This is a genomic window from Allobosea sp. 10L417, assembly GCF_056395485.1.
Genome location: NZ_JBFTJP010000011.1, coordinates 51,510 through 69,795, shown reverse-complemented (window position 1 = coordinate 69,795; position 18,286 = coordinate 51,510). Strand labels below are relative to the sequence as shown.

Here is an 18,286-nt window from a genome sequence, read left to right as displayed (position 1 = left end):
CCGGACGCGCGGCGCCGTATGGCCGGCGTCATAGCCCGTCGACCGGCGTCGTCCAAGCAGTCTTTAATGAGTTTAAGCGCAGGCAGCCTGAGTGGCCGACTCGGCAAGGATGGCGTAGATCGCCGCGGGGTCACGAATCTTGCGGACCTGCTCAAGCACCGACTGGTTGCGAAGCACGCGCGCAACGCGGGCCAGCGCCTTGAGATGGTCGGCGCCAGCGCCCTCCGGCGCGATCAGCACGAAGATGATGTCGACGGGCTGGCCGTCGAGCGCGTCGAAATCGATCGGCTTTTCGGTGCGGGCGAACAGGCCGACCAGGCGGTCAATGCCCGGCATGCGACCGTGGGGGATGGCGATGCCGTCGCCGATGCCGGTCGAGCCGAGCCGTTCACGCTGGAGCAGCGCCTCGAAGATCTCGCGGTCGGGCAAGCCCGTCAGGGCGGCGGCATGCTGGGCAAGCTCCTGCAGAGCCTGCTTCTTGCCATTGGCCCGTAGTGGCGAAATCACCGCGGCGGGGCTCAGGAGATCGGTCAGCGTCATTCGCCCGTCCATGCATGTCCCATGCCGGCCGAAACGCCGTCGGCATGGGTCAGGTTCGAGGGCCGGGGCGGTCGCCCGCCGGCCTCAGGACAGCGATGCCGGCGGGTCGATCCAGCCGATATTACCGTCGCGGCGGCGGTATACGATGTTCATCCGGCCATTGCCAGCATGGCGGAAGACGATGACGGGCGAACCAGTCATGTCGAGCTCCGCGACCGCATCGCTGACCGTCAGAACATGCAGCGATTTGGTGGTTTCGGCCACGGTCACCGGGTGATCGCCGGTGGAAACACCGTCGAACTCCTCGATATCGTCATCCGGAGCCGCAATCACATAGCTGGGGATTTCGATTCCGGCGTCGCGTCCGTTGGCCGTCGAACGGTCCTTCAGCCGGCGCTTGTAGCGTCGCAACCGCTTCTCGATCCGCTCAGCCATCTTATCGAGGCTGGCATAGGCATCATGGGCGGTGGCCGAGGCTTCCAGCGTGATCCCCGAAGAGAGGTGAATGACGGTGTCGGTGCGGAAGGCCGTACCGTCCTTGTCGACCGTGACGTGCCCCTGATAGCCGCCCTCGTAATATTTGCTGACGGCTGCAGCGACCCGCTCTTCGGCCTGGCCGCGCAGGGCCTCGCCGACATCGAGATTCTTGCCGGAGATTCGCAAGCTCATGGACTGCTTCCCCTTGTTTAGCCATGGCCAGTGGTTGGCCATCATCCAGAGCTAAGAACCGCGAGTCCGGGATGTCAATGTGACAAGGGAAGCATGGCGCCGATGCGCCAGCGTTTTGGAACCAAATTGCTCAACGCCCTGCGGCCGCCATCGCAACCTTCTCCCGCCGACGCTCCATCGACGAAGGAATGCGCAGCGATTCCCGGTATTTCGCGACGGTGCGCCGGGCGATGTCGATGCCGGTGGCCTTGAGCCTGGTGACAATGGCATCGTCGGAAAGCACGTCGCCCGGACTTTCGTCGTCGATCATCTGCTTGATGCGGAAGCGCACGGCCTCGGCCGAATGCGCCTCGCCATAGCCGGTCGCCGCGATCGCCGCCGAGAAAAAGTACTTCATCTCGAAGACGCCGCGCGAGCAGGTCAGGTACTTGTTCGAGGTGACGCGCGAGACGGTCGATTCGTGCATGCCGATGGCATCGGCGACCGTCTTAAGGTTGAGCGGGCGCAGATGCTCGACGCCATAGGCGAAAAAGCCGTCCTGCTGGCGCACGATTTCGCTGGCGACCTTCAGGATCGTGCGTGCCCGCTGCTCGAGCGAACGCGTGAGCCAGTTCGCGGTCTGCAGGCATTCGGCGATGAAGGCCTTCTCCTCGTCGTTGCGCGCCGCCCTGGAAACACGGGCATGATAGGTCTGATTGACGAGCAGGCGCGGCAAGGTGTCCGGGTTGAGATCGATCAGCCAGGAGCCATCGGGCGCGGCGCGGATGAAGACATCCGGAACGACCGTCTCCGCCGCCCCGCCGCCGAAGGCCCGACCGGGCTTGGGATCGAGCCGGCGGATCTCGGCGACCATGTCGGCGACATCTTCATCATCGACGCCGCAGACGCGTTTCAGCGCGGCAAAATCGCGCTTGGCGACGAGATGGAGGTTCGCCACCAGAGCCTGCATCGCCGGATCGAAGCGGTCGCGGTCTCGCAGCTGGATCGCGAGGCATTCGGCGACGTCGCGTGCAGCGACCCCCGATGGATCGAAGCTCTGGACGATACGCAGCACGGCTTCCACCCGCTCGATACCGATGCCGAGACGTTCGGCGATGTCCGGAACGGGTTCGGCGAGATAGCCGCTGTCATCCACCGCATCGATGAGGTGCCGGCCGATGATGCGCTCTGCCGGGTCGGTGACGGCGAGGTCGAGCTGGGCACTGAGATGGTCGTGCAGCGAGGCTTCCGCCGTCAGCCCGCTCTCGAAGCCTTCGGGCCCGTCTTCGAAGGAGCCGCCGCGGGAGCCATAGGCTCCGCCGATGACCGGAAGACTGTCGGCGCCGCCTGAATCGCTGCGCGCCGCGCTCGGCTGCTCGCTCTGAAAGACATTGTCGAGGCCGGTGCCGAGCCGGCCTTCCATGCCCTCCTGGGTATGCAGGCTTTCGGCGCGGGCAAAGCTCTCGGGATCGGCGGCGTGCGGGCTCTCGGCCTCCGCACCGCCGCCTGGGGGGACTTCCGGGCCGTCGTTCCGCTCGAGCAGCGGGTTCCGCTCAAGCTCGCCGTCGACGAAGTTCTGGAGTTCCAGATGCGAGAGCTGCAGGAGCTTGATCGCCTGCAGCAGCTGCGGCGTCATCACCAGGGACTGGCCCTGACGCAACTCCATGCGCGGCATCATCGCCATGCGCGAAAGGCCCTTCTCGATCGCGCGCCACACGGCACGCTTCTTGCTTGTGAGAAGACCCTAGCGCCTGCTCAGCGCCGCGTCAAAGCCCATGCCTCGTTTGCAGGCAGGAAATTTGATGCACCGCAACAAACCGACGGAAATCGAGGCAGACGCCGCCGATCAGAGGCGGAAATCCTCGCCGAGATAGACACGGCGGACATCGGGATTGGCGATAATCTCGGCCGGCGAGCCTTCCGTCAGCACCCGGCCGGAATGGATGATATAGGCGCGGTCGACGAGGCCGAGCGTCTCGCGGACGTTGTGGTCGGTGATGAGCACGCCGATGCCGCGGTCGGTCAGCTGGCGCACCAACGCCTGAATGTCCCCCACCGCGATCGGATCGATGCCCGCGAAGGGCTCGTCGAGCAGGATGAAGGAGGGCTTTCCGGCGAGCGCGCGGGCGATCTCGCAGCGGCGGCGCTCGCCGCCGGAGAGCGCGATCGACGGCGCCTTGCGCAGCCGCGAAATGGTGAATTCCTCAAGCAGCTGGTCGAGCTGACGCTCGCGCGCCTTGCGGTCAGGCTCGACCACCTCGAGCACGGCGCGGATGTTGTCCTCAACGGAGAGCCCGCGGAAGATCGAGGCCTCCTGCGGCAGATAGCCGATGCCGAGCCGGGCGCGCTGGTACATGGGCAGCCCGGTGATGTCGTTGCCCTCGAGCGAAATGACACCGAAATCGGCCCCGACCAGACCGGTGATCATGTAGAAGATCGTGGTCTTGCCGGCGCCGTTCGGGCCGAGCAGGCCGACCGCCTCCCCCTGACGCAGATAGAGGCTGGCGTCCGACACCACGGTGCGGCCGCCATAACTCTTGCGCAGATTGCTGACTGCGAGAATCCCCGGCCCGCCGATCTCGGCGGCCGTCGAGCGCATCGCACCCTCGCCTGCGGCGCGCCTTCCGCTGCCAAAAAGCCCACGCAGGCGGCCGAAGACTCCACCCGGACTCGGAGCCTGGGTGCGTGCGGGCATGGCGGCGGGGCGAGGCGCTTCGGAGACAGTCACTGCGGGCACGGTCGCTTGTTGAGCTCAGTTGGTGGGCTTGGGGGCCGGCTTGGCGCCAGGCTTGGTCGCGTCCGGCTTGTTCGTTTCCGAGTTCGGCACGAAGAAGCCCTGGACGCGTCCGCCCTTGGTGGTCTCGACATTCGCGACGCCGGTCACCGTATTGTAGGTCAGCTTCTCGCCGCGGGTGATGTTCGGTCCGTCATTCAAGGCGACATTGCCCGTCATGATCACGACATTGTTTGCGCGGTCGAACTCGGCATTGTCCGAGGTCGCAGCCTGGGTCTTGGAGACGACCGTCACCGGCCCCTTGCAGAGGATGCGCTTGATCGAGCTGTCATTGCCGTTCGGCGCGGCCGGAGTCGCGGCTGCCGGCTTGGCAGCGCCGGCGCCTCCCTGCCCGCCATTGCGTCCCTCATAGAGCACGGTCATCACGGTGCAGCGCACCGTGGTCTCGCCCTGGACCGCGACGACATTGCCGGTGAAGACGGCCTTGTTCTCCTTGTCGAGCACATCGAGCTTGTCAGCATCGATCTTGATGGGCTCCTTGCTGTCGCCGCCGAGACCGCCGAGCGGGGACGAGGCATTGCCGCCGCGCGCCTTGCCCTGCGCGGCCTGCGCAAACGCCGTTTGCGGAGCCGCGGCCAAAACCACGCCCGCCGCCAGCAGCAGAGCGGCGCCGCGGAACCCCTTGGCGAAACGGAAACTGTGGCTTGCCGTGCTCATGTCACTGTCTCTTCCCGTTGCCAGCATCGTTGGCGGGCGTGTCGCCTGCCGGAGCAGCCCGATTCGCGTTCAGCAGTTCCGGCATCGGCGTGCTGCCCTCGCGCTCGGGCCCGGCGATCGTACCTGCTGGCGCGTTCCTGATGAAGACCCGGACCCGCCCCTCGAATGCGATCAACTCGCCATTGTTCTTCACGTCAAGCGTGTTGGCGTCCACAGTCGTCTCGCCGAGCGAGACCTTGACCGGTTCCGTCGAAGTCACGGCGCCGGATTTGAAGTCGACATCGGCCGTCCTCATCTGCATGTCGTGGCCGCTCTCGGTCCGAACCTTCACATCGTCGACGAGCTTGAGCTTTTCCTTCTGGGTGTCGAACAGGCCTGTCTTCGCATTGACCGTCACCCAGCCCTCCCGCTCCATCTGGATGCGTGCGGTCAGGATCTGAAGCTCGATCTGGGTCGGGTTCTTGATCTCCTGAAAGGCATTCTCGGCCGTGACCTGATAGGGCCGGTTATTCTTGCGGTAGCCGGAGAGCTTGGGCGTCTCCATCCGCACCTTGCCGCCGGTGATGCCGACCGAGCTGACCGAGACATTGGCGAGCTTGCCGCGGAGCGGGTTGAGAAAGGGGACGACGACCAGCGCGACCACCAGCGTCACTGCGGTCAGGGGAATAAGCGTGCGCAGGATGTGAACGGCCCGGGTGTGGCGACGCGCCGCGGCAAACGCCGCGCGACGGCTCAGCGCCTGCGCGGAAATCCTTCCCGCCGGGTCGTTCAAGGTCATTGCCACAGTCATGCCCCGCGCAATGGCAGCCGCTCACGGCTTTTTCGTGTCGCTAGGGCGAACCGCAACGCGCCCCCGCGCCGCCCGCTCCAGACCGGACGGGCGCGCCCCTCGCGCCAGTCTTCGCCGCAGACTGACGCAAGAACCCTTCGAAATTGTCAAGTGTGAGCGAAAATGTCGGTCTCGCCCCAGCCGGCCAGATCGAGCTCGGCGCGGTAAGGCAGGAAGTTGAAGCAGGCCTGGGCGAGATGGCTGCGGCCCTCGCGCGCCAGCATCGCCTCGAGCTTGGCGTGGAGCGCGTGAAGATGCAGCACGTCGGAGGCGGCGTAGGCGAGCTGGGCCTCGCTGAGCGTGTCCGCACCCCAATCCGAGGATTGCTGCTGCTTCGAGAGCTCGACGCCGAGTAGCTCCCGCACCAGATCCTTCAGGCCGTGGCGATCCGTATAGGTGCGGACCAGCTTCGAGGCGATCTTGGTGCAGTAGACCGGGGCCGTTACCACGCCGAAAGCGTGGCGCAACACGGCCACGTCGAAGCGCGCGAAGTGGAAGAGCTTCAGCACGGCCGGGTCTTCGAGCAGGCGGATCAGGTTCTTGGGCCGCTCGCCACTCTTCAGGATCTGGACGACGTCCGCCGTGCCGTCGCCACGCGAGAGCTGAACCACGCAGAGCCGATCGCGATGCGGGTTGAGGCCGAGCGTCTCGGTGTCGATCGCAACGCTCGAACCGGCCTCGTAGCCGTCAGGCAGATCGCCGCGATGAAAACGGATGGTCATGCTCGAAACCTCACTCGGGCCGCGCTGAGGCGCCCTTAAACGGTACTCACGGGAATGGAACGGCAGCAGACCGCGCCGGAGCGGCACGCCTTCCGCAGCTAGCGGCCTCGTATGGCTGGTTCAAGCCCTTTCTGATTTGGCACAACTGGCCGACCCTATCGTTAACCTTTTATTCACTATAAGCTTCAAGCTTTCGTTGAGGCATGCGACAAGAGTGACAATGGAGCACGACGCATGTCCCCGATTCGCCTTTTCTGCGATCTCGATGGCCGCATCGGCCTGCGGGCCTTCTGGCTCGGCAGCGCCGCCGTCGCGTTCACTCTGCTTGCCTTGCAGCGGATCCTGCCCCAACTGACGGATCCCCAGATCGCGCGAACCGTCCTTGCCTTCACAAACGCTTTTGCTATGTTTCCCTGGGTGGCGCTGGCCGCCAAGCGCGCCACTGACCGGGGCGGCAGCCCGCTTTTCGGCATCCTGCTGATCTGCGCGATCGTGCTGCCGGAGCACCTGCGTCTCTACATGCCACTCGGCTGGCGGCCTTCGCTGGAAGCGATCTCGACCATCGCCTGGGTGGTCGCCTTCATCGATCTCGGCCTGATGCCTTCGGCCAAGGACGGGCCGGCGGGGGCATTGGTCGCCGTCGAGGCCGGCTCCCGCTCAGCCTGAAGCGCGCCGGATCTCGGCGCGTCCTGCCGGCCCGGAAGTGCGATCTAACTCTTTGTCGGAGCATCGGATCTCTTCGAAGAGCCGATTCCACTTTTTGGTCCGATGCTTTAAAGCGGCGGCATGACGACGACGCCCTCCGCCTCTGCCCCTGCCCTTTCCTTCGATCCCGCCGATCCGGTCGCGCTGACGCAGGCGCTGGTGCGCTGTCCCTCCGTCACGCCGCAGGAAGGCGGCGCGCTCGCCCTGCTCGCCGCCGTGCTCACGGCCGAAGGCTATGAAGTCCACCGCCCGGTCTTCAGCGAGCCGGGCACACCGGATGTCGAGAATCTCTATGCCCGCATCGGCAGCGAGGCCCCGGTCTTCGTCATCGCCGGACATACCGACGTCGTGCCCGTCGGCAACGAGGCGGCCTGGACACGGGCGCCCTTCGACGGCGCAATCGAGAACGGGACCCTCTACGGGCGCGGCGCCTGCGACATGAAGGGCGGCCTCGCCGCCATGGTTGCGGCGGCGATCCGCTATCGCCGCGAGAACCCCGATGCGCCCGGCTCCATCGCCTTTCTGGTCACAGGCGACGAGGAGGGCCCCGCCGTCAACGGCACGGTGAAGCTGCTGGCCTGGGCGCATGAGCGTGGCGAGCGCTTCGACCATTGCATCCTCGGCGAGCCGACCAACCCGGCAACGATGAGCGACATGATCAAGATCGGCCGGCGCGGCTCGCTGACCGGCCAGATCACCGTCCATGGTATCCAGGGCCATGTCGGCTACCCGCACCTCGCCGATAACCCGATCCGCGGCATGGTCCGGCTGCTGGCGGCGCTCGACGCCGGGCCGCTCGACACCGGCACGGAGCATTTCGACCCGAGCAATCTCGAAGTCACGACGGTCGATGTCGGCAACCCCGCGTCGAACGTCATCCCCGCCCAGGCCAGGGCCGTCTTCAACATCCGCTTCAACGACGTCTGGACGCCCGAGACGCTCGCAGCCGAGATCGAGCGGCGTCTGCACGAGGCCGCGGGCAACACCGTGCGCTACGAGGTCGGCTTCCAGCCGACCAACGCCGTCGCCTTCCTGACCGCGCCCGGCCCGTTCGTGGCGATGGTCGGCGATGCCGTCGAAGCCGAGACCGGCAAGCCCCCCGCCCTGTCGACGACCGGCGGCACATCCGACGCGCGCTTCATCAAAAGCTTTTGCCCTGTCGTCGAGTACGGCGTCGTCGGCAAGACGATGCACCAGATCGACGAAAGCGTGGCCGTCGCCGACCTCGCTGCACTGGAGCGGATCACGCATCGGTTACTCGCCAGCTATTTTGCAGCGCAACATAAAGCTTGACGCGCCGGAACTGCGAGCCATTATCGCCGTTAGACGAAAGTCTAAGAACGCAGATAATGGAGATCGTGATGAGGCTTGCCGCCGACGACATCGCGCGCTCGCTGCGCGGTTCCTGGCATCTGATGACCCGCGGCACTGAAGCGCTTGCCGAACTCGACCTCAGCCGCGACGGCTTCTGGCGCTCCTTCCTCGCCTTCGCGCTGATGTTGCCGGCGACCGTCGCGATCCTCGCCGCGGCCCGCCTGTTCGCCGGCCTGCCGAACAGCGCCGGCCTCTTCACCGTGCCTGAGCTCGTGCTGGCGGTGATTGGCGCGCTCTGCCTCGCCATCCTCGCCGTGCCGGCCCTGCTGATCGCGCTGCGCCCGGAGCTTGCGCAGGCGCCGCGGTTCACCAGTTTCGTCATCGCCTGGAACTGGGCCGGCATCGTTTCGGCCAGCCTCATGGCGGTGCCCGCCGCCGTCTTCGCGCTGGGGTGGTCGACACCGGAGCTGGCGCTGGTGCAGGCGGCATTCTTCGCGGCGATCGTGCTGCGCTTGCGCTATTGCGTGGCGCGTGCGGCCTTTGGCCCGGAAGGGCACAGCATCGCGCTGCCGCTGGTCATCGCCAGCATCGTGCTCGACTATGGCGTGATTCGGCTGTTCAGCCTGTTCTGAGCCCGTCTCAGTAGTCTACACCTGCGAGGTAGAGCCCGCAGGACGGCGCGAGGGCGGCGCATTGCGCACGGTCGCGCGCCGCCAGGATCTGGCCGAGCTTCTCCTCGGGCCAGCGTCCCGCCCCGACCATCTTCAGGCTGCCGACGATCGAGCGGACCTGATGATGCAAGAAGGAGCGGGCGTGGGCGTAGACCACGATCTCCGCGCCCTCGCGCCGGACATCGAGCCGGTCGACCGTACGGATCGGGCTGTTGGCCTGGCATTCGGCAGCGCGGAAGGTCGTGAAATCGTGCTTTCCAAGCAGAGACTTGGCGGCGCGGTCCATCGCCTCGTGGTCGAGCTTCACCGGAACGTGCCAGACGCGGCCGCGATCGAGAGCGGGCGGCGCCCGCCTGTCGAGAATGCGGTAGATGTAGTAGCGGCGCTTTGCCGAAATGCGGGCGTCGAAATCATCGGGGACGATCTCGGCGCTGAGCACGCTGACCGGGAAGCGCGCCTTCAGCCGGGCATTGCTCGCATCGCGTACGACGTCGGTCCGCCATTCCCTGTCGATATCGACATGGGCGACCTGATGCGTGGCGTGGACGCCGGCATCCGTGCGCCCGGCGCAGTGCAGCCGGACGGGGTGGCCGCAGAAGGCCTCGACCGCCTCCTCGACGCGCTGCTGCACGGACGGGTCGCTCGCCTGGCGCTGCCAGCCCGAAAACGGCGTGCCGTCATATTCGATGACGAGCTTATAGCGCGGCATCAGAGCTGGCCGCCAAAAAGTGCGAAGCGGTTTTTGGACAACGGCCCGCTCCGTTAAAGCTTGTCGCCGGCCCCGAGCCGCGCGCCGCGCAGGAACTCGGCCCCGCTCATCGGCGCCTTTCCGGCGCGCTGGACCTGCAGCAGCTTCACCGCCCCGACGGCGCAGGCGACGGTGCCCTCGTCATCGAGCAGCGTGCCCGGCTCGGCCGCGCCGCCAGCGCGCGCCGTGCGCAGGATCTTCAGCCGCTCCGGCCCCTTGCCGAGGTCGATCTCGGCGAAGGCGCCCGGGAAGGGCGAGAGGCCGCGCACCCGGTCATGCACCAGTTGCGCCGGCAGCGTCCAGTTCAGCTTGGCCTCGGCATTGGTGATCTTGGCGGCATAGGTGACGCCTTCTTCCGGCTGCGGCGTGAACTGCAGGCCGCCGCGGCCCAGCGCCGCGAGTGCGCGCACCATCAGATCGGCACCGAGGATGCTGAGCTGGTCGTGCAGTTCGCCGGCGGTCAGGTCGGGCCCGATCGGCAGCGTCTCGACCATGGCGACAGGGCCGGTGTCGAGCCCCGCCTCCATCTTCATCACGCAGACGCCGGTTTCGGCATCGCCGGCCATGATCGCGCGCTGGAGCGGCGCCGCGCCGCGCCAGCGCGGCAGCAGCGAGGCATGGAGGTTGAGGCAGCCGAGCTCGGGCAGATCGAGGATCGCCTGGGGCAGGATCATGCCATAGGCGACAACGACGGCGACATCGGCCTGATGCGAGGCGATGATCTCGGCCTGCTCCGGCGTCTTCAGCGTCGCGGGCGTGAAGACCGGGATGCCGAAGCGCTCCGCCGCCTTGTGCACAGGCGAGGGCTTGAGATCGAGGCCGCGGCCGGCCTGCGCCGGGGCGCGGGTGTAGCAGGAGACGACCTCATGCCCCTGCCCGACGATCTCGGTCAGGACCGGCACGGCGAAATCCGGCGTGCCCATGAAAATGACGCGCAAACTCATACGCTCGACTTTACCTCAGCTCCGGCATGGCACCGGAAGAATGAAACAGCCTGCCGATTACGCAGCCCGCTCGCGCTTGGCCGCCTTGGCGAATTTCTTGGTGACGCGCTCGCGCTTCAGCCGCGAGAGATGATCGATGAAGAGCACGCCATCGAGATGGTCGATCTCGTGCTGCAGGCAGGTGGCGAGCAGGCCATCGGCTGCGATCTCCAGCGTCTTGCCGTCGAGATCCATATAACGGACCTTCACCTCTGCGGGACGCTCGACCTCCTCGTAATATTCCGGGATCGAGAGGCAGCCTTCCTCATAGACGTTGAATTCCTCCGAGGACCAGGTGACCTCCGGATTGATGAAGACCTGCGGCTTTCTCGGTTCCGGCTCCTCGCCCTCCTTCGCCTCCGGCTTCGAGAGGTCGATCGTCACCACGCGCAGCGGCACGCCGATCTGGATGGCGGCGAGCCCGATGCCCGGTGCGTCGTACATCGTCTCAAACATGTCCGCGACCAGCGCCTTGATTTCGGGCGTGACAGCCGCGACCGGCTTCGAAACAAGGCGAAGCTGGGCGTCGGGCAGGATGACGAGCGGGCGAACGGACATGGGATTCCAAGGAGAAAGAGCTGTTGAGCCCGGGACATAAGCATTTGTGGGCAAGCGGTCAAACTGTTCCGCTTTCGTTCGCCATTGCTCATCGAATCGGCTAGGCTCGGCGCATGAACGAGATCGCCTTCACCCTGCTGGAGCGCCCGGTGAGCTGGGCCGAAGCCGCCCTCGGCTTCGCAGCCCTGAGCCTTGTGCTCCTGCTCATGGCCGTGATCGCCGGCTGGCGTGGCGGCAGGAGCCGCGCGATTGAGGTCGCGATGGCGGCCGAGCGCGCCCGCGAAATGGACGACAAGGTCGCGGAGATGAACCGCCAGCAGGCGGAACTCGCCGGCCGGATGCAGTCCATGGCCGAAATCCTCTCGACGCGGCAGGGCGATCTTGCCCGGCTCGTAGCCGACCGGATGGACGGGCTTAGCCACAAGGTTGGCCAGGGCCTCGAACAAAATGTCCGCCAGACCACCGAAAGCCTCGGCAAGCTGCAGGAGCGGCTCGCGGTCATCGACACCGCCCAGAAGAACCTGACCGACCTGACCTCCGAAGTGGTGACGCTCAGGGACGTGCTCGCCAACAAGCAGGCGCGCGGGGCCTATGGCCAGGGCCGGATGGAAGCGATCGTCCGCGACGGCCTGCCCGCCGCCTTCTTCACGTTCCAGCCGCAGCTTTCGAACGGGCGCCGGCCGGACTGCCTCGTGACCCTGCCGGGTGACGGGCGCGGCCTCGTCATCGACGCCAAGTTCCCGCTGGAGAGCTTCACGCTGCTGCGCGAGGCACGCGGCGACGACGCACGCAAGGCCGCCGGCCAGCGCGTGCGCAGCGATGTCGGCGTGCATGTGAAGGATATCGCCGAACGCTATTTCCTGCCCGGCGAGACGCAGGATGTCGCGCTGCTCTTCGTTCCGTCGGAATCGATCTATGCCGACCTGCACGAGCATTTCGACGATGTCGTGCAGCGCGCGCACCGGGCGCGGGTGATGATCGTCTCGCCCTCGCTGCTGGCGCTGGCGATCCAGCTGATGCAGTCGCTGGTGCGCGATGCGCGCATGCGGGAAGAGGCGCAGGTCATCCAGACCGAGGTCGGCAAGCTGCTCGACGACGTCCGCCGGCTGGGCGAGCGGGTCGACAAGCTCGATACCCATTTCCGCCAGGCGCAGGACGATGTCGGCCAGATCAAAACCTCGGCCGGCAAGGTCACCAGCCGCGCCGAGAAGATCGGCGCGCTCGATTTCGAGGACGAGAAAAGCGAGCCCAAGCTGCCCTTCGCCAAGGGGCTGGAGCTGAAGGCCGCGGCGGAGTGATCAGCCGCGGCTGAGCACCGCCGAAAGCTCAGGTTTCACGTTCAGCGTCTGGAAAACGACACAGTAGCGCTCGGTGAGCTTGAGCAGCGTGTCGAGCTTCTCCTGCGGCGCGTCGCTCTCGACGTCGAAGAAGAGGCGGATGGCCTGGAAGCCGACCGGCGCATCCTTGGCGACGCCGAGCGTGCCACGGAAATCGAGATCGCCCTCGGCCCGGACGACGCCCTTCTTCAGCTCGATCTCGAGGGCGGTGGCTACCGCCTTCAGCGTCACACCGGCGCAGGCGACCAGCGCCTCCAGCAGCATGTCGCCGGAGCAGAGCTCGGCGCCCGAGCCGCCTGAGGCGGGATGCAGGCCGGCGAGCGCGATAGCCCGGCCCGTCTCGACCTTGCAGGCGATGCGCTGATCGTCGAGCTCGCCATGGGCCTTGAGCGTGATGACCGCAGCCTCAGGATTGGTGCGGTATTCGTCCTTGAGAGGAGCCTGCAAGGCACGCAGCGCGGTGACGTCCATCATCGTGATCCTTCTGAACCGGTCAGCCGGCTTGTAGCCGCTTCAGGCCGCCGCCTCCACCTGCGGCACGGCGGGCTGGCTTTCCTTTTCGAGCGCCCGGCGCAATTCGCGACGCAAGGTGACGAAGCCGACGGAGCCCTCCTCGCGCGGACGCGCCAGCAGATTGTCGAGGTTGAAAGCGACCGGCCCCGGCTGCCGCGGCAGGACGAGGATGCGATCGGCCAGGCGCAGGGCCTCCTCGACGGAGCCCGTGGCGATGACGACGGCGGGGCGCGCTTGCATACAAAGTTCCGGCAGGAAGGCGGTGAGCCGAACGCGCGCATCGGCATCGAGCGCCGCAAAGGGCTCGTCGATCAGCAGCTGCCGCGGTCTGACCAGCAAGAGGCGGGCGATGGCGAGCCGAAGCAGCTCCTCGGGCGAGAGCGCAGCGGGCCGCTGCTTCGCCTGCCCGGAGAGGCGGAGGCGAACCAGCACATTGGCGATCAGGCCCTCGCGCTCGAACGGCGTCACATTCGGGAGGACAAAAGCCAGGTTCTCGGTCAGATCGAGCCAGGGAAAGAAGCGCGGCCGGGCGCAGAGCAGGCCGATCTCAGTCGTCGGTATCGCCGCTTCCTCATCGCCCCGCAGACCGGCGAATGCTCGCAGCGCCGCCCCACGCACCTCCGGCGCACCGAGCAGGGCGACGACCTCGCCAGCCCTGGGGCGCGGCGGAGCGTATTCGGGAGAGCGGGAGAAATCGTGAAGAGCGGCCGACATCGCTGGCTCCATCCATAACAAGGCGGAAGGAGCGCAGACGGCATCGGGCCGTCCCGTCGTTCCCGCGCTTTAGCTGCATTTGTTTCGCGCCCGCAAGCTGAGGCTCAAATCGGCGCGTGTCCTCTTCTAAGGTCCGATTGTCCTTTTTGTCAAACGATACTCACCGCCACATGCCGGCATTTTCGGCCGCCTTTTCCTGATGCGGGGCCTCGTCGCGCAAGGACGCGCATCCGCCTTTCAGGTCCGATCGTTCTGCTTGTCAAACAACACAATCACGACCGTCAATTGGCCAATCACCAGGAAGCATCCGTGGATTTTAACCCTCTCGTCCCCTTTCCACGCGTGCTAGAACAGCCCCAGACGACGGAACCGTGCCCACGTGACAGCCTCCTCCACAACGCCCACGCTCGCCCTCTCCGACATGTTGCACGACCCGGAGGCGGGCATCGCGAAGCTGTTCGAGGCGGCACGGCGCAAGGACAAGGCGGAGAAGCGGCAGTTGCTCGTGGCCGGGCTGCGGCAGTTGCTCGACGACGGCCGGGTTTCGGCCAAGGCAATCCTGACGGGTCCGCGCGGCGGCCTCGCCTGCGCGCACCGGCTCTCGGCGGTGATGGATGCCGTCGTCATCGGGCTGCACAAGGCCGCGGCCTCTTATTTCTATCCGGCCGACAACCCCTCGCAATCGGAACGGATCGCGGTCGTTGCCGTCGGCGGCTATGGCCGCGGCACGCTGGCGCCGGGCTCCGACGTGGATTTGCTCTTCCTCTTCCCGCACAAGCAGACGGCCTGGGGCGAGAGCGTGGTCGAATCCATGCTCTACCCGCTCTGGGACCTGAAGCTGAAGGTCGGCCATTCCGTACGCTCGATCGACGATTGCGTGCGCGAAGCGCGGGCGGACATGACGATCCGCACGGCCTTGCTGGAAGCGCGCTTCCTGGTGGGCGACCGGGCGCTGTTCGACGAGATGACTCGTCGCTTCAATGCCGAGGTGGTGGAGGGCACGGCCGCCGCCTTTACCGAGGCGAAGCTCGCCGAACGCGAGACGCGGGTGCAACGGGCCGGCGCCTCCCGCTATCTGGTCGAGCCGAACGTCAAGGACGGCAAGGGCGGGCTGCGGGATCTCAACACGCTGTTCTGGATCGCCAAATACTCCTACCGCGTCGACGACGTGCGCGAGCTGGTCGCGGCCGGGCTCTTCGACGAGGACGAGCTGCAGATGTTCCAGCGGTCGGAGGAATTCCTCTGGCGCGTGCGCTGCTGGCTGCATTTCATCACGGGGCGCGCCGAGGAGCGGCTCTCCTTCGACCTGCAGCGCCAGGTCGCCGCCGCCATCGGCTATGTCGGCCGCAGCGGCCAAGCCCCCGTCGAGCGCTTCATGAAGGCCTACTTCCTGATCGCCAAGGATGTCGGCGACCTCACCGCCATCGTCTGCGCCGCGCTGGAAGCGCGCCAGCAGAAGCCGCGCGCGACGCTCTCGCGGCTGTTCGACACACTGGCGAAGCGCAAGCGCGAACGCTCCCTCGGCCATCGCGACTTCAAACTGACGAGCCAGCGCCTCAACGTCATCGACGACAGCGCCTTCGAACGTGATCCGGTCAATCTGCTCAGGCTCTACGAAATCGCCAGCCGCGAGGATCTCGCGATCCACCCCGGCGCAAGCCGTCTGGTGACGCAATCGCTGAGGCTGGTGACGCCGGGCTTGCGCAACGACCCGGAAGCCAACCGCATCTTCCTCGAAATCCTCACCGCCCGGCGCTCGCCGGAGGTTGTGCTGCGTCGCATGAACGAATCCGGCCTGCTCGGCCGCTTCATCCCGGATTTCGGACGCGTCGTGGCGATGATGCAGTTCAACATGTACCACCACTATACGGTGGACGAGCATCTGATCCGGGCGATCGGCGTTCTCGCCGAGATCGATGCCGGCGCGCTCGAGGCGGAGCACCCGCTCGCCAACGAGATCATGCCGACCATCGCCAACCGGCGCGCGCTTTATGTCGCGCTGTTCCTGCACGACATCGCCAAGGGGCGGCCGGACGACCATTCGCTTGCCGGTGCCCGCATCGCGCGCAAGCTCGGCCCGCGCTTCGGCCTGACCAGCGCCCAGACCGAGACGGTGGCGTGGCTCGTCGAGCACCATCTCGACATGTCGACCGTGGCGCAGAGCCGCGACCTCGGCGACCCCAAGACGATCGAGAGCTTCGCGGCGACGGTGCAGACCCTGGAGCGGCTGAAGCTGTTGCTCGTTCTCACCGTGGCGGACATCAAGGCAGTCGGCCCCGGCGTCTGGAACGGCTGGAAGGGCCAGTTGCTGCGCACGCTCTATTACGAGACCGAGCTCGTGCTGGCCGGCGGCCATTCGGCCGTCGAGCGCAAGGCACGGGTCACCGTGAAGCAGGACGCGCTGCGCCAGCGCCTGGCGGATTGGAGCAGCGAGGAGCGCGACGCCTATATTGCGCGCCATTACCCGGCCTACTGGATCAAGGTCGATCCCGACCGCCAGGAGAAGCACGCCCGCTTCCTGCGCGAGGCCGAGCAGGCAGGGCGGACCACCGCGACCATCGTCGAGACCGACCAGTTCCGCGGCGTCACCGAGCTTACCGTTCTCGCGCCCGACCATCCGCGGCTGCTCGCCATCGTCACCGGGGCTTGCGCGGCGGCCGGCGGCAACATCGTCGACGCCCAGATCTTCACCACCAGCGACGGGCTCGTGCTCGATACCATCTCGGTTTCGCGCGCCTTCGATCGCGATGACGACGAACTGCGCCGCGCCGAGCGGATCGCGGCTGCGATCGAGCGGGCGCTGAAGGGCGAGATCAAGATCGCCGATCTGGTGGCCCAGCGCCGGGCGCCGCCGCCCCGCGGCCAGACCTTCCAGGTGCAGCCCGAGGTCATCATCGACAACGTGCTCTCGACGCGCCACACCGTGCTGGAGGTCTCCGGCCTCGACCGACCGGGGCTGCTCTACGATCTCACCACCGCAATCGGAAAGCTCAACCTTAATATCGCCTCGGCCCATATCGCGACCTTCGGCGAGAAGGCGGTCGACGTGTTCTACGTCACCGACCTGACCCATGCAAAGATCGTCTCGACAGGACGGCAGCTCTCGATCCGCAAGGCGCTGCTCGACGTCTTCACGCTCGAGGCCGAGAAGCCGGCACCCACCAAGGTCAAAATGCCAGCTCGCGCTTGATTTAACGGGCTATAAGGCCGATATCCGGCACGAACGCGGCAGCGCCCCGACGTGACCGGCCCCGGCTCGGCAAGGAGCGGCGCAGCCAGCCAGACAAAGGGACCTGAAGACACAATGACGCAGAACCCTGCGACGCAAGACCCCAATCTCGAAGCCGCGGCCGATGCCCCCGAGCAGGCCGCGGCCACCGAGGGCACCGAAGCCCTGGTCGCGAAGCTCCAGGCCGAGCGCGACGACCTCAAGGACAAGCTGCTGCGCACCCTGGCCGAGATGGAGAATCTGCGCCGCCGCACCGAGCGCGAGATCGCCGATGCGAAGGCCTATGCGGTGACGAGCTTCGCGCGCGACATGCTCGGCTCCTCGGACAATCTGCGGCGCGCCCTGGAAAGCATGCCGGAGGGAGCCCTGACGACGGCCGACGCCGCCACCAAGGCACTGCATGAAGGCGTCGAGCTGACCGAGCGCGAGTTGCTGAAAACGCTGGAACGTCACGGCGTGCGCCGTATCGACCCGCAGGGCGAGAAGTTCGACCCGCACCTGCACCAGGCTATGTTCGAGGCGCCCGACGCCGCGATCGCCAAGGGCCTCGTCTCGAAGGTGGTGCAGGTCGGCTACAAGATCGGCGAGCGCGTCCTGCGCCCGGCGCTGGTCGGCGTCTCGGCCGGCGCGCCGAAGGCTGCGGAACCGCCGGCCGGCGACGCACCCAAGCACTGACGCCGTGTTCGAGGCTGCCGGCGTCGCCATCTTCGCGCTGACCGGCGCGATCGTCGCGGCCCGCAAGGGGATGGACCCCTTCGGCTTCATCCTGCTGGCGACCGTGACCGGCGCCGGCGGCGGCACGTTGCGGGACGTCCTGCTCGGGAACAGCGCGTTCTGGGTGAACGACCCGTCCGATGTCGCGGTCTGCGTCGTGGTGGCGCTCAGCGCCTGGACGACGGCCTATTTCCGGCCCGGGCTCCTCGAGGGCTGGGCCGGCCGCAAGGTGCTGATCTGGGCCGACGCGGCCGGGCTTTCCCTTTTCGCCGTCATCGGCACCTTCAAGGGACTTTCGGCCGGCGCGCCGGTCCTGTCAGCCGTGGCGCTCGGGGCCATGACCGCCAGTTTCGGCGGCATCCTGCGCGACATTCTGGCCGGCGACAGGCCGATGGTGCTCTGGAGCCGCGATTTCTATGTCACCGCGGCGACAGCCGGAGCGGCCGTCACTGCCCTGCTGGTGGGGCTCGGCGTTCCGACCGCGGTCGTCATGCTGGGCGGCCTGACAGCCGGATTCGGGCTCAGGGCCGGTTCGCTGCTGTGGGGCTGGGCATTCCCGGGCCTGCCCGGAAAACTCTAGGCCTTTGTTTTATCGTGTTTTCTTCGCACG

General features: G+C 66.7%; 19 protein-coding genes. 7 read left to right on the top strand and 12 right to left on the bottom strand.

The genetic code is table 11. From position 1 onward, the window contains the following. Positions 1-72: 72 nt before the first annotated feature. The 7 genes from ptsN to AC1DE3_RS22790 all read right to left on the bottom strand — a co-directional run bounded on the left by ptsN (position 73) and on the right by AC1DE3_RS22790 (position 6,190). Positions 73-540: a PTS IIA-like nitrogen regulatory protein PtsN gene (gene ptsN, locus AC1DE3_RS22820; protein ID WP_441513624.1), complete on the bottom strand. Its 468-nt coding sequence runs from the start codon at positions 538-540 to the stop codon at positions 73-75. Between the two features lie 84 nt (positions 541-624). Further along, positions 625-1,209 (bottom strand): ribosome hibernation-promoting factor, HPF/YfiA family, encoded by a 585-nt coding sequence (gene hpf, locus AC1DE3_RS22815; RefSeq protein ID WP_441513623.1) that lies wholly within the window; start codon positions 1,207-1,209, stop codon positions 625-627. Positions 1,210-1,339: 130 nt separating this feature from the next. After that, positions 1,340-2,872, bottom strand: a complete 1,533-nt coding sequence (gene rpoN, locus AC1DE3_RS22810) for an RNA polymerase factor sigma-54 (protein WP_441513712.1) — start codon at positions 2,870-2,872, stop codon at positions 1,340-1,342. Between the two features lie 162 nt (positions 2,873-3,034). Further along, positions 3,035-3,883, bottom strand: a complete 849-nt coding sequence (gene lptB, locus AC1DE3_RS22805; RefSeq protein ID WP_441513711.1) for an LPS export ABC transporter ATP-binding protein — start codon at positions 3,881-3,883, stop codon at positions 3,035-3,037. A gap of 57 nt (positions 3,884-3,940) precedes the next feature. Further along, complete coding sequence (locus AC1DE3_RS22800) at positions 3,941-4,639, bottom strand: LptA/OstA family protein (RefSeq protein ID WP_441513622.1); 699 nt, start codon at positions 4,637-4,639, stop codon at positions 3,941-3,943. Between the two features lies 1 nt (position 4,640). Next, positions 4,641-5,417, bottom strand: a complete 777-nt coding sequence (gene lptC / locus AC1DE3_RS22795; protein ID WP_441513621.1) for an LPS export ABC transporter periplasmic protein LptC — start codon at positions 5,415-5,417, stop codon at positions 4,641-4,643. 158 nt (positions 5,418-5,575) lie between these two features. After that, positions 5,576-6,190, bottom strand: a complete 615-nt coding sequence (locus AC1DE3_RS22790) for a ribonuclease D (RefSeq protein WP_441513620.1) — start codon at positions 6,188-6,190, stop codon at positions 5,576-5,578. A gap of 234 nt (positions 6,191-6,424) precedes the next feature. On the opposite strand from AC1DE3_RS22790, the gene AC1DE3_RS22785 reads away from it, so the two are divergent. From AC1DE3_RS22785 to AC1DE3_RS22775, 3 genes are all read left to right on the top strand, one after another. After that, entirely contained in the window at positions 6,425-6,856 is a 432-nt protein-coding gene (locus AC1DE3_RS22785; RefSeq protein WP_476852798.1) for a hypothetical protein, read from the top strand. Positions 6,857-6,976: 120 nt separating this feature from the next. Next, entirely contained in the window at positions 6,977-8,188 is a 1,212-nt protein-coding gene (gene dapE / locus AC1DE3_RS22780; protein WP_441513618.1) for a succinyl-diaminopimelate desuccinylase, read from the top strand. A 68-nt stretch (positions 8,189-8,256) separates the two neighbouring features. Then, positions 8,257-8,841, top strand: coding sequence for a hypothetical protein (locus AC1DE3_RS22775; protein WP_441513617.1), 585 nt, complete (start codon positions 8,257-8,259; stop codon positions 8,839-8,841). 7 nt (positions 8,842-8,848) lie between these two features. On the opposite strand, the gene truA is transcribed toward AC1DE3_RS22775, so the two are convergent. From truA to def, 3 genes are read right to left on the bottom strand one after another with little or no spacing between them, the layout of a single operon-like run. Continuing rightward, a complete protein-coding gene (truA, locus tag AC1DE3_RS22770) occupies positions 8,849-9,589 on the bottom strand; it encodes a tRNA pseudouridine(38-40) synthase TruA (RefSeq protein WP_441513616.1) in 741 nt (246 codons plus the stop codon). A 53-nt stretch (positions 9,590-9,642) separates the two neighbouring features. After that, complete coding sequence (fmt, locus tag AC1DE3_RS22765) at positions 9,643-10,572, bottom strand: methionyl-tRNA formyltransferase (protein WP_441513615.1); 930 nt, start codon at positions 10,570-10,572, stop codon at positions 9,643-9,645. A 57-nt stretch (positions 10,573-10,629) separates the two neighbouring features. Continuing rightward, positions 10,630-11,169, bottom strand: coding sequence for a peptide deformylase (def, locus tag AC1DE3_RS22760; RefSeq protein WP_441513614.1), 540 nt, complete (start codon positions 11,167-11,169; stop codon positions 10,630-10,632). Between the two features lie 113 nt (positions 11,170-11,282). On the opposite strand from def, the gene AC1DE3_RS22755 reads away from it, so the two are divergent. After that, on the top strand, positions 11,283-12,467 hold the full coding sequence (locus AC1DE3_RS22755; RefSeq protein ID WP_441513613.1) for a DNA recombination protein RmuC: 1,185 nt from the start codon (positions 11,283-11,285) through the stop codon (positions 12,465-12,467). Here the strand turns inward: AC1DE3_RS22755 and AC1DE3_RS22750 are convergent, their stop codons facing one another. Then, entirely contained in the window at positions 12,468-12,977 is a 510-nt protein-coding gene (locus AC1DE3_RS22750) for an OsmC family protein (RefSeq protein ID WP_441513710.1), read from the bottom strand. Between the two features lie 42 nt (positions 12,978-13,019). Then, complete coding sequence (locus AC1DE3_RS22745; protein ID WP_441513612.1) at positions 13,020-13,733, bottom strand: ATP-binding cassette domain-containing protein; 714 nt, start codon at positions 13,731-13,733, stop codon at positions 13,020-13,022. 421 nt (positions 13,734-14,154) lie between these two features. Here AC1DE3_RS22745 and AC1DE3_RS22740 point away from each other — a divergent pair, with 421 nt between their 5' ends. The 3 genes from AC1DE3_RS22740 to AC1DE3_RS22730 all read left to right on the top strand — a co-directional run bounded on the left by AC1DE3_RS22740 (position 14,155) and on the right by AC1DE3_RS22730 (position 18,256). Continuing rightward, complete coding sequence (locus AC1DE3_RS22740; RefSeq protein ID WP_441513709.1) at positions 14,155-16,923, top strand: [protein-PII] uridylyltransferase; 2,769 nt, start codon at positions 14,155-14,157, stop codon at positions 16,921-16,923. Positions 16,924-17,037: 114 nt separating this feature from the next. Beyond that, entirely contained in the window at positions 17,038-17,637 is a 600-nt protein-coding gene (gene grpE / locus AC1DE3_RS22735; protein WP_441513611.1) for a nucleotide exchange factor GrpE, read from the top strand. 4 nt (positions 17,638-17,641) lie between these two features. Continuing rightward, positions 17,642-18,256: a trimeric intracellular cation channel family protein gene (locus tag AC1DE3_RS22730; protein WP_441513610.1), complete on the top strand. Its 615-nt coding sequence runs from the start codon at positions 17,642-17,644 to the stop codon at positions 18,254-18,256. Positions 18,257-18,286 lie beyond the last annotated feature (30 nt).